We start from the raw sequence: 10,429 nt of genomic DNA on the forward strand, positions 1-10,429 counted from the left end.
CCGGACGGAACAAACGGCGTCTGACGAAACCGACAATATTGAACATTATTAAACGAGCAAAATTGTACATAAAAAAGTTGACATTTATAGACAGCACCGTCTATCTCAATCGGCTCGACCATGTCCTCGAACGTTTCCATTTCCCGCTCGAGGCGGTCGCACTCGATGCCGGCTACTTCACGACCGGGATCGCAAAGGCGCTCGTCGAACGGGGCATCTTCGGGGTCATCGCCCGGAGGCGTTTCGGTGGGAAGAAGGGGATGTTCCGCAAGACCCGGTACACGTACCTGCCTGAGGAAGATGCGTATCTCTGTCCGGCGCGACAGCGCCTCACCTATCAGACGACGGACCGCCACGGCTATCACCATTACGTCTCCGACCCCTCCATCTGTCAGAACTGCCCTCTCCTCGAGAAGTGCACGTCCAGCCGGACGCACCGAAGGGACATCACACGCCACGTCGATGAACATTACCGCGAGCAGGTGAACGAGAACCGCCTGTCCGCGTCTGGGAAATCCCTCTACCGACTGCGACCGCAGACCGTCGAGCGCTCGTTCGCCGATGGGAAAGAACTCCATGGGCTCCGTTTCACCTTCTACAGGGGGACCGCGAAGGTCCAACGCGCCAATCTGGTGGCAGCCACCGCACAAAACATGAAGAAGCTGGCCAACCTGTTGGCCAGAAAGGACCGTCTACATAACATTTCTTCAATCTTTTGTCGGACAGAACGCCTCAAGCTCGTTGAACATAAAAAAAGACGAACCAGATCGCATCTTGCGATCTGGTTCGTCAACAGCCTGAGGGACGCTTGAGCGTCCCTTTTTCTTATGCCGTGAATGTGATTCGAATCGTGGTACCGTGTCCCGGTGTACTGTCGACCTCGACCTTCCCGCCGTGGGCTTCGATGATGTCTCGTGAAATGGCCATGCCGAGGCCGCTTCCGCGTGCGTCGTCCGTATTCGTGCCTCGGTAATAGCGCTCAAAGATATAAGGCACATCGGATTCGGCAATCCCGTATCCGTCATCTACAATCGTCACGATGTCACCGTCGACTCGAACGGTCACGTGCACGGACTCGTCGTTATGAAGTAACGCGTTATACAAGAAGTTGAGCAAGGCCCGCTTCATAAAGTGCCGATCGAGCGAGACGGTCGCTGCTTGAGTGGACTCGAACTCGATGTGGCGTTCGCCGAAACGAGAATCGTTCAACACGTCGATCACGAGCTCACGGACGAACGGTTCGAGGTTTGTCTCTTCGAGGGTGAGCGGGAAGTCACCGTGCTGCAGACGCATTGTCAAATTGAAATCGTCGAGCAGTTCCTTCATATACTTAGCCTGACGCTCAATCACATGGACGTATTGTCTGCGCTCGGTGTCGTCGAGCGAATCATCGTCGAGCAGTTCGGCGTACCCTTGGATGGAGGCGAGCGGGGTCTTCAAGTCGTGCGATACGTTGCTCATCCACTCTTTCCGACGGTCATCGAGTTCTGCACGCTGACGTTCATACGTTTTGAGTGTCTGTGAGACGGCATTCAAGTCATGGAAGACAGGACGATATATCCCAGATTGCTTCGGTTCAGCGGTCGAGAAGTCGCGTTGCTTCAGTTGTTGAATCCGTTCGGTCAAGCGGTAGACGGGGCGCGTCAATCGTGAGCTGAACAATACACCGATCAAGGCGGCGACGAGTAAATCGACGACGAGTATCCAGAGGAACGCCTTCGTGATATACGAAAGAACCGCCTGTTCGTCTAACATAAAGAGCACCCGACGTTCACTTGCCTCCGGCACACCGATGAGATAACTGTACGATTCGTATTCCCCAATGAAATAGAGTCGGAGGTCGTCATCCATATATTTATAGATTTGAATCAACTCAATCGGAGAATAGGCGTCCGGTAATCCACTCGGGGCGTCGACCTCGCTGACGACACGTCCGGTCTCATCTAAAAAGCGGACGAAGGCACCCGATTGGCGAAGGGCCTCGCGCCCCGCTTCTGACACGACCGGTTCGCCATCTTCGAGTGAAAGATACGTACTGAAGTTTCGGGTAAAGGTCTCGCCCGAGTTGCTTTCCACATCGTCAAGTCCCGTCCGGTCATTGACGAGGAGACCGAACAAAATCGTAATGTTCAAGAAGACGACGAGCGCCACAATGAGGAGAATCGATAACAAATAGTGACCGGTCAGTTTCCATTTCATCATGACCGCTCCTTACACCGTCAACCGATAGCCAAGTCCCTTGACCGTCTTGATATACGTCGGTTCGGATGGATTCGGTTCGATTTTTTCACGGAGACGTCGGATATGGACCATGACGGTGTTGTCCGATCCGAAGAACGATTCGCCCCACACTTGCGTGAAGAGCGTCTCCTTGCTGAGAATCCGGTTCGGGTTGCGCAAAAAGCAGGCGAGGAGACCGACCTCCTTCGCCGTCAACTCCAATCGTTCCCCGTTCACGTATACTTCTGTCTCGTCTTCATTCATTTGAAAGGGGCCGACGGTCGTCGTCTCGGCCACCGGCGCTTCCATCATCGACACTCGTCGAAGCTGTGCCTTTACACGGAATGCCACTTCTTTTGGGCTGAACGGCTTCGTGATGTAGTCATCTCCACCGATGGCAAGACCGAGCAGTTTATCGACTTCTTCCGATTTGGCAGAGAGGAAGAGGATCGGGATAGTGGACTGCACCCGCATCTGTTGGCAGAGCTGATAGCCTTCCCCGTCCGGTAACATCACGTCTAAGATCGCCAAGTGAGGGCGGAACGTCTCGAAGACATCAAATCCGTCCTTCAACGTGTGAGCGGTCCGAATCTCATGAAATCCTTCCTTTTCAAGCGCGCGTTGAATCAATATACATAAATCTTGTTCATCATCCACGATGAGAATCCGTGGCTGTTCCATCGTCATCACCTCGTTCTAAGCATATCACGTAAGGATTTTGTAAGGTACGCGTGAGTTGGAGTTAAGACAGAGGGCGTAATGTAAGGGACAGAAAGAGGTGCTGAACATGGAAACATTATTACAAGTAAAAGCGATTCAAAAGACATATGGGAAAGGGGACGCGACGTTCCGAGCGCTCGATGACGTCTCCTTCACCATTGAGCATGGGGAGTTCGTCGGAATCATGGGACCTTCCGGGGCTGGGAAGTCGACGTTACTCAACGTCCTCGCGACAATCGATACGCCGACGTCGGGTGAGATTTTAGTCGAAGGTGACGACATTGCATCGATGAACGAGGAGGCGCTCGCCGATTTCCGGCGTGATCATCTCGGATTTATCTTTCAGGACTACAACTTGCTCGACTCCTTGACGGTCCGGGAAAACATGTTGCTCCCGCTCGCCGTCTCGAAGACGCCGGTTCATGAGACACGCGCAAAGGTCGAACGGTTGGCGAAACGATTCGGACTCGAAGGGATCCTCGAGCAGTACCCGTACCAAATCTCAGGCGGACAGAAACAACGGACGGCCGTTTGTCGGGCGCTCATCTCGGACCCGAAACTCATCTTTGCCGATGAACCGACGGGTGCGCTCGACTCGAAGTCGGCGACCGATCTCTTAGATACCCTCGCTCGATTGAATGAAGCAGAGACGACCATCATGATGGTGACGCATGACGCCTTCGCCGCAAGTTTTTGCCGCCGAGTCCTCTATATTCAAGACGGACAGTTAAAGAAAGAGCTCATTCGCGGCAACGCCTCACGAGACGCATTCTACCAATCAATCCTCGAGGAGCTCGCGAAAGGCGGTGCGGTCGATGACGCTATTTGAGCTCGCGAAGAAAAACGTCGTACGGAATCTGTCGCGATACGCACTCTATGTCGGGACGACCATCTTTTCCATCGTCATCTACTTCACGTTCGCGACACTGAAGCACAGCCATGAGATCAGTGCGCTTGCGGAGACGTCGAAGAAGATCAGCGGGTTGATGAGCACGTCGACGTTCATTTTGATGTTGTTCGTCGCCCTGTTCATCGCCTATTCGAACGCCTTCTTTTTAAGAGGGCGTAAGCGTGAGGTCGGGCTCTACTCATTACTCGGGGTCCGGAAGAAACAGATTGGGCTCTTGCTCTTGTTCGAGAACATCGTCATCGGAGCCGTGTCCTTGGTCATCGGGATCATTCTCGGGATTTTCGGGGCGAACGCGCTCCTCCAACTATTGATGCGCCTGATGGACAGTGACTTGAACATCGGATTCGCCTTCTCGGCGTCGGCATTCATCGAGACGTTCCTCGTCTTTCTTGCGATTTTCCTTTTCACATCGTTCCAAGGTTACCGGGTCATCTATCGCTTCAAGTTGATTGACCTGTTCCATGCGGACAAGAGTGGGGAAGGGGTTCCGACGGCGAAAGGCTGGGTCGCGCTCACGGGGATTCTCACCATTGGAGTGGCGTACTGGCTCGCTCTTCAGGATTTGATGACGTCCTCACTTTGGAAAACGCTCGGACTCGCGATGCCGCTACTCATCATCGGATTGAGTGTCATCGGGTCGGCGCTTCTCTTCCATAGTGTCTTGATTTTCGCTTTGACATGGTTGAAAGGGAAGGAGCATTGGTCGTGGAAACGGCTCAACTTGTTGACGACGTCACAGCTTCTCTATCGCATTCGTGGGAACGCGAAGACGCTCACGCTGATCAGCATCATCAGCGCGACGGCGATCACGGCAGGGGGTGCCATCTTTAGCGTCTACTATTACGCGGAAGAGAATGTCGCCTCATATACACCTTACACGTATGCCTGGAAAGGGGAGGCGGTTGAGGTGAACGGAGCGACATTCGAATCAAACGTCGAGCAAAAGACGATTCGAACGGAAGCGCAGTACGGAGAGCGTGAGCTCGGGGTCATCGATGAATCGACATATCGTCATCTCCTGCAAGGTCTCGGCGTGGCAGAGCCGGCAGCGTTCAAACAGGATGAGGTCGTATGGGTCGACCCGTTCTATGATGAACGTTATTCGGAAGAGCTCGAATCGGTCGAACTGTCAGGACAGACGGTTGACGTGTCGACGCGTCTTGAAAAGTCGCCGCTCAACGTGATGACGTTCGGCGGGTCGTTTCTCGTTGTGGCCGACGACATGTTCAAGACGATGACGGAGCCGAGCGAGACGTATCATGTCGCCCTCACAGAATCGTTCAAAGATCAGCGCGACCAGTCCGAACGTCTAGCGGGACTCGGGCTCGAATCGTTTTCGAGTGCACCGGATGTGTATGCCGAGACGATGGCGATGAACGGGGCGCTTCTCTTTGTCGGGACATTCCTTGGGCTCGTCTTTCTCGTTGCAACAGGTAGCGTCATTTACTTCAAAACGATGACGGAGGCAGAGGACGACCGGGCGAAGTATGCGATATTACAGAAAATCGGCATATCCGATCGGGACGTGCGCCGGACAGTGCGCCAACAGATCATCGTCGTATTTCTCGCCCCGTTCGCGCTCGGGATTCTTCATGCGACCGTGGCGCTCATCGCGTTTTCAAACTTGTTAAGCATGAATTTCACGATACCGGTTCTCGTGTGGATGGGCGTCTATACAACCATTTATGCGGTCTATTATGGCATCACAGTTCGCCGTTTCATGACGGCGATTCGATAAGGAGAGAAAAATATGAAAAAATGGATTGGAATTGCAATTGTTTCAATTGTATTGGTCGTTGGGTTAACACAGGTGGATTGGAATCGAATTGGGAAGGACACCCTTTTCGTTGAAATCGGAGGGGCGACGGATGTAGAAGAGACGACGCTCGAGAACGGCGACGTGATGAAGCGATACGTATACACGCAACCAGCTTTCACGTCTGATGGGAAGGAAAAGGAAGTCACCTTCACGGCCGCAAACAAACTTCGGGAAGGGGCGTATTTACGTCTCTATGTGAAGGATGGAGACACGGTCACCTCATATGAGGAAGTGTCCCGTGCGGACGTGCCGCAGTCGATTTCGAAAAAGTGAGTAAAAAAGCCATTCGTCATGACCTTCATGGCGGATGGCTTTTGCCTGTTCAGACGACAGGCGCCTCGTAGGCATTTAGTTCGAGTTTTAATATGTACGTTAGTTCATGATGCGCCAATTCGGAGAAGTTCGTCTTTTTGACGTGTGTTCGTGGGCGCAATCCGCATTCCAATGCGATGTCGACAATGGTACGAATCTGATTTTCCGTATAGAATCGCTTCCGACCGAACGTGAACGGGGTAGGTGGCAAGACGCCATCGGTCTCCCACTTGATCAATTGCTGTTGGCTGCGTGGGATGCCGGCCACACTAAAGGCGCGGCTCAATTCTTTGAGCGGATAAACGATCAGATGTCTTTCCTTATACGAACATGGTTTTCCTTGTTCCGGTCGATATGTATCCCATTCGGTCGCCGAAAACGTCAGGTCGGCTTGGTCGAAGTCGTATTGAGCGGAAGGAATTGTAGTGATACTTGCGATGTCTAGGCTGTTCATAATATGCGTCTCCTTCTTCAAGACTGACTACTAGATTCAAAAAACACCCTCGTACGTATCGTACCCCATTTACAAATTTTTAACTTACAGTTTTTTCAAAGCGGGGAAATGTTTTGTGGGACTTTTGGAGTGTTTTTTAAATGCTCATATCCGAACATTAAGATACTCTAATAATTATGAAAAAACAAGGAATTAGAGCGATATTAGTCGATGAGTAAAAATTCAGATTATTTAGGACTATAGTCACCCATTAAATTGAAATTATATTAAAAAAATAGAATGAGCACTTTCTTCGTGAAAGCGGTTAATAAGGGCGAAGGAGGTGAGACAGATGGCAGCATATCGAGAAACAGCGACGATGCTTTATTTGGACACCCGGCGACAACTCGACGGCAAAGAGAAAAAGCAACTCGTTCGCTATGGACCGCTTGGAAGTCGGATGGATGAGGCGCGGATGAAACAGTTTGGTGACTTGATCAAGGCACTGATTGATGTGGAATCCGCCAACTACGTCGTGGCCCAAGAATTTTTAGTGTATTAACAGGGAGGACTTATGAAGAACCGCACTCGTCCCGCCGCCGATCCTCGGCACGATGAGCAGGTGGTCACATGAGTTGGCCCGAACTCATCTCCAATCTGGGGTTCCCCATCGTCGTCTCGCTCTATTTGCTTCATCGGATTGAGACGAAGCTCGATCGCATGATCCAGCTGCTCGAACGAATGGATACCTCGACCGTATCAGAAACCTAATCCCCTATTGAAAGGAGCCATCCCCCATGGCTGTCTTAACAGAGAAGAAAGCAACGTTCGTTTTGACGATGCATCATGACGTACAAACAGCAAAACCGACGAAAAAAGCACAACGGTTCGGTCCGATTCGTGCCAATCTGACGGCAGATACGATTGACGCATTCGGTCGTCTCTTGATCGACCTCGTCATTCAAGAGGAAGCAGACCTCGGCATCGTCCGTGAATACGATTTAGTCTAACCCATACCCTAAGGAGGAGAAGCACCCATGACTGACACAAAACTTGAAATCTCATTTTTAGATGCATTCCATAAGGTCGTACGCTTCCGCTTGAACAACGTGAAACAACCGGTCGACGCCCAAAAAGTAGAAGCGCTTGCTGACTTCATTGTCGCCAACGATCCGCTCGCGAAGAACGTGATGGAGTGGACCGAAATCAAGATGATTGAAGGTACGCAGACGGTATTGAGTGAGAAGTAATCGATTGAAAGGTGACTCTTGCAGTTTGAGTCACCTTTTTTAAGTTTGGTCAATCCTCTTCATTATTTTCTGAAAATTGTCGATAGTATAGGAAACACTGCATGATTGAGAGGGGAATACATAGATGGCATGGAAATCAACATGGTCGAAGGCACTGAGCCGGATCAAACGAAAACCGACATGGACGTGGAAACGCGGAGAGAAGCGTGAACGCACGACATCTTTCGGAGCGAACGTCGGGAAGAATTTGACGATTCGTCAAAAGTTATGGGGACTCGTCCTCATCTCACTCGTCCTCGTCATTGGCGTCGGCGGCTACGCGCTGTTTTCAATGAGTGACGCGAACCGTCAAGCGGACGACATCGTCAACAACTGGAACAAAGGGCTCGATTACGCCCACGAACTCAATACGCTGGCTGCGAACTACCGCACGCTCGAACTCGATCACATCGTGACGGAGGATGCGGCACAAAAAGAAGAACTGATGACACGAATGAAAGAGATTCGTGACGAGATCAACACGATTGCACCGAAGTATGAAGGACGAGCCGTGAACGCAGAAGACAAGGAACTCTTTACGAATTTCTCGCGTCAATGGGAGATGTACCAACGCGTCTCGGACAACATGTTGACGTTCAGCTCGACCGGTAACACAGGGATGGCTCGCTCATACTATGATGCACAGTCCAAGTCTACATATGACAACTTCACACAAAAACTAGCAGATCTGGTCGACTACAACTCAGAAGGGTCGCAACGTGTCGGTCAGGACATGGAGCGTGAATTCATGCAGTCTCTCATGGCATTGATTGCCGTGACGGTCGGGGCCGTGGTGATTCTCTTATTCCTCGGACTCAGCCTGTTACGCTCGATTATTCGACCGATGCAAACGCTCCAGACACGCTTTGATGAACTCGCGACACAAGGTGGCGACTTGACGATGACGATTCCGGTCACGTCGAACGACGAGATCGCACAAGTCAGTCGTTCGTTCAACACGTTCCTCGCCATACTTCGTGAGATTATGATTGATGTCGACGAGACGGCGAAAGTCGTCCTCTCGTCTTCAAAAGACGTATCCGCTGAAGTGACGCGACTCAGTCACTATATGGAAGAGACGTCGGGTACAGTCGAAGAATTGACGGCCGGTATGGAAGAAACGGCAGCCTCATCACAAGAAATGAGTGCTTCGACGACCGAGATGGGAAGTTCAATCGATTCAATCGTCGACTTATCCAATGAGAGTGCCGAAACAGCAAATCGTGTCGAGACACGAGCACATGAAATGCGGGAGCAAGCTGTCGTCTCGAAAACAGAAGCAGTGGCGATTATCGAGAAGAAACAAGTCGAGCTCGCGGAAGCCATCAAAGGGGCCCAGTCGGTCGAAGAGATTCGCGTCTTGACGACGGCCATTCTCGCGATCGCTGACCAGACGAACTTACTCGCCTTGAACGCATCGATTGAAGCGGCTCGGGCAGGGGAAGCGGGTCGCGGATTCGCGGTCGTCGCATCCGAGATTCGCAAATTGGCGGAAAACTCACGTCAGACGGTCAACGAGATTCGTGACGTGTCGAACACGGTCATCGATTCGGTCGAACGACTCAATACGAGTTCGGAAGACATGTTGACGTTCCTCAACACGAAAGTCATGGCCGACTACGATCGTCTCGAAGATGCCGCAACGCAATACGAACAGGATGCGACGGTGTTCGGTGAGACGGCGAAGACGTTCGAAGGCAATGCGCTTCAGCTTCGCCATATGACGGACAACATTCTTGGGGTCATCCAGGAAGTGGCGACGACCGTGACAGAGGGCGCGGACGGAACGCAGTCAATCTCAGAGAAAGTTCAGCTCTCGGTCGAACGCTTCAACGACGTTCAGGCGAAGATGGGCGAAACGGAAAAACGGGCGACCGAACTCTCGAATCGCGTGGCGCAATTCAAACTATAAGCAAGTCTCAGAACCAGGCAGATGTCTGGTTCTTTTTTGTTTCTCCCACGAAAAATAAAAAGATAGGTCAATACGTAAATGAATTTCAAATTGTTGGTACAAATTAGGCTGTATCATCCGATATAAAAATGGCAGTACTTGAACTACCCCCACCTACGCTTCGCTTAGAGGTGGGGGATTCCTGAGTTATCCGATTTGACAGTCGGAACCTGATCAGGCTAGCCCCGTCGTCCCGACGGTTGAAGAAGCCAACAGGCGCTCGGCTTCTTGTTTGAGGTTCAGTCCTGCGTTCACATCACGGTCGTGGTGGACCCCGCAAGCCGGGCATGTCCATTCACGCAGACCAAGATGTTTCACGTCTTGGTGTCGATGGCCGCAACTCGAACACAATTGGCTCGAGGCGAAGGTCTTCCCGACCTTCACGACGGTCTTCCCGTACCAACCGGCCTTGTACTTGAGCATGCGAAAGAACTCTGACCAGCTGACCTCGGAGATCGACTTGCTCAACTTGCGGTTCTGCTGCATGTTCTTGACCTGCAGGGTCTCGATGCCGATGACGTCGTGGTTTTTGACGATTTCGGTCGACACCTTGTGCAGGAAGTCGGTGCGCTTGTTGGCGATCTTCTCGTGGATGCGGGCGACCTTCCGCTTCTGCTTCTGGTAGTTCTTCGCCTCGGAGAGTCTCACCTTCTTGTTCAGGGCGATGCGCTGACGACGGGACAACTTATAAATGTCAACTTTTTTATGTACAATTTTGCTCGTTTAATAATGTTCAATATTGTCGGTTTCGTCAGACGCCGTTTGTTCCGTCCGG

General features: G+C 51.7%; 12 protein-coding genes and 1 pseudogene. 9 read left to right on the plus strand and 4 right to left on the minus strand.

Annotated features, from left to right (window positions below):
- The coding region (locus tag KNO65_RS15415; protein ID WP_214785171.1) for a transposase at positions 1–812 on the plus strand (812 nt) is incomplete at its 5' end.
- Between the two features lie 13 nt (positions 813–825).
- Here KNO65_RS15415 and KNO65_RS15420 read toward each other — a convergent pair.
- On the minus strand, positions 826–2,199 hold the full coding sequence (locus KNO65_RS15420) for a sensor histidine kinase (RefSeq protein ID WP_353047440.1): 1,374 nt from the start codon (positions 2,197–2,199) through the stop codon (positions 826–828).
- Positions 2,200–2,211: 12 nt separating this feature from the next.
- Entirely contained in the window at positions 2,212–2,901 is a 690-nt protein-coding gene (locus KNO65_RS15425) for a response regulator transcription factor (protein WP_214785176.1), read from the minus strand.
- A gap of 106 nt (positions 2,902–3,007) precedes the next feature.
- Between KNO65_RS15425 and KNO65_RS15430 the strand changes: the two genes are divergently transcribed.
- From KNO65_RS15430 to KNO65_RS15440, 3 genes are read left to right on the plus strand one after another with little or no spacing between them, the layout of a single operon-like run.
- Positions 3,008–3,769 (plus strand): ABC transporter ATP-binding protein, encoded by a 762-nt coding sequence (locus KNO65_RS15430; RefSeq protein WP_031422457.1) that lies wholly within the window; start codon positions 3,008–3,010, stop codon positions 3,767–3,769.
- A complete protein-coding gene (locus KNO65_RS15435) occupies positions 3,756–5,588 on the plus strand; it encodes an ABC transporter permease (protein ID WP_214785178.1) in 1,833 nt (610 codons plus the stop codon). Before KNO65_RS15430 ends, KNO65_RS15435 begins: the two co-directional genes overlap by 14 nt.
- Positions 5,589–5,600: 12 nt before the next feature.
- On the plus strand, positions 5,601–5,942 hold the full coding sequence (locus KNO65_RS15440; RefSeq protein WP_214785180.1) for a YxeA family protein: 342 nt from the start codon (positions 5,601–5,603) through the stop codon (positions 5,940–5,942).
- A 49-nt stretch (positions 5,943–5,991) separates the two neighbouring features.
- Here the strand turns inward: KNO65_RS15440 and KNO65_RS15445 are convergent, their stop codons facing one another.
- Complete coding sequence (locus KNO65_RS15445; RefSeq protein WP_211782337.1) at positions 5,992–6,435, minus strand: MerR family transcriptional regulator; 444 nt, start codon at positions 6,433–6,435, stop codon at positions 5,992–5,994.
- A 331-nt stretch (positions 6,436–6,766) separates the two neighbouring features.
- On the opposite strand from KNO65_RS15445, the gene KNO65_RS15450 reads away from it, so the two are divergent.
- From KNO65_RS15450 to KNO65_RS15470, 5 genes are all read left to right on the plus strand, one after another.
- The gene (locus KNO65_RS15450; protein ID WP_012727210.1) at positions 6,767–6,976 is read left to right on the plus strand and encodes a hypothetical protein; all 210 of its coding nucleotides are present in this window, start codon (positions 6,767–6,769) and stop codon (positions 6,974–6,976) included.
- A 68-nt stretch (positions 6,977–7,044) separates the two neighbouring features.
- Positions 7,045–7,185, plus strand: a complete 141-nt coding sequence (locus KNO65_RS15455; protein WP_012727209.1) for a YvrJ family protein — start codon at positions 7,045–7,047, stop codon at positions 7,183–7,185.
- Between the two features lie 26 nt (positions 7,186–7,211).
- The gene (locus tag KNO65_RS15460) at positions 7,212–7,424 is read left to right on the plus strand and encodes a hypothetical protein (protein ID WP_214785182.1); all 213 of its coding nucleotides are present in this window, start codon (positions 7,212–7,214) and stop codon (positions 7,422–7,424) included.
- A 27-nt stretch (positions 7,425–7,451) separates the two neighbouring features.
- Positions 7,452–7,664, plus strand: coding sequence for a DUF2922 domain-containing protein (locus KNO65_RS15465; protein WP_214785184.1), 213 nt, complete (start codon positions 7,452–7,454; stop codon positions 7,662–7,664).
- Positions 7,665–7,788: 124 nt separating this feature from the next.
- Positions 7,789–9,615, plus strand: coding sequence for a methyl-accepting chemotaxis protein (locus tag KNO65_RS15470; RefSeq protein ID WP_214785186.1), 1,827 nt, complete (start codon positions 7,789–7,791; stop codon positions 9,613–9,615).
- A gap of 213 nt (positions 9,616–9,828) precedes the next feature.
- Here KNO65_RS15470 and KNO65_RS15475 read toward each other — a convergent pair.
- Positions 9,829–10,341 (minus strand): annotated as a pseudogene (locus tag KNO65_RS15475) (RNA-guided endonuclease TnpB family protein); the annotation flags it as partial.
- Positions 10,342–10,429: the final 88 nt, after the last annotated feature.

The sequence above is a fragment of the Exiguobacterium sp. S3 genome (assembly GCF_018617295.1).
Taxonomy (GTDB): domain Bacteria; phylum Bacillota; class Bacilli; order Exiguobacteriales; family Exiguobacteriaceae; genus Exiguobacterium; species Exiguobacterium profundum.

What these genes read in the sequence shown, in the direction of transcription:
- KNO65_RS15420 (WP_353047440.1), bottom strand. Translation starts at nt 2,199, where the DNA reads ATGAAATGGAAACTGACCGGTCACTATTTGTTATCGATTCTCCTCATT.
- KNO65_RS15425 (WP_214785176.1), bottom strand. Translation starts at nt 2,901, where the DNA reads ATGGAACAGCCACGGATTCTCATCGTGGATGATGAACAAGATTTATGT.
- KNO65_RS15430 (WP_031422457.1), top strand. Translation starts at nt 3,008, where the DNA reads ATGGAAACATTATTACAAGTAAAAGCGATTCAAAAGACATATGGGAAA.
- KNO65_RS15435 (WP_214785178.1), top strand. Translation starts at nt 3,756, where the DNA reads ATGACGCTATTTGAGCTCGCGAAGAAAAACGTCGTACGGAATCTGTCG.
- KNO65_RS15440 (WP_214785180.1), top strand. Translation starts at nt 5,601, where the DNA reads ATGAAAAAATGGATTGGAATTGCAATTGTTTCAATTGTATTGGTCGTT.
- KNO65_RS15445 (WP_211782337.1), bottom strand. Translation starts at nt 6,435, where the DNA reads ATGAACAGCCTAGACATCGCAAGTATCACTACAATTCCTTCCGCTCAA.
- KNO65_RS15450 (WP_012727210.1), top strand. Translation starts at nt 6,767, where the DNA reads ATGGCAGCATATCGAGAAACAGCGACGATGCTTTATTTGGACACCCGG.
- KNO65_RS15455 (WP_012727209.1), top strand. Translation starts at nt 7,045, where the DNA reads ATGAGTTGGCCCGAACTCATCTCCAATCTGGGGTTCCCCATCGTCGTC.
- KNO65_RS15460 (WP_214785182.1), top strand. Translation starts at nt 7,212, where the DNA reads ATGGCTGTCTTAACAGAGAAGAAAGCAACGTTCGTTTTGACGATGCAT.
- KNO65_RS15465 (WP_214785184.1), top strand. Translation starts at nt 7,452, where the DNA reads ATGACTGACACAAAACTTGAAATCTCATTTTTAGATGCATTCCATAAG.
- KNO65_RS15470 (WP_214785186.1), top strand. Translation starts at nt 7,789, where the DNA reads ATGGCATGGAAATCAACATGGTCGAAGGCACTGAGCCGGATCAAACGA.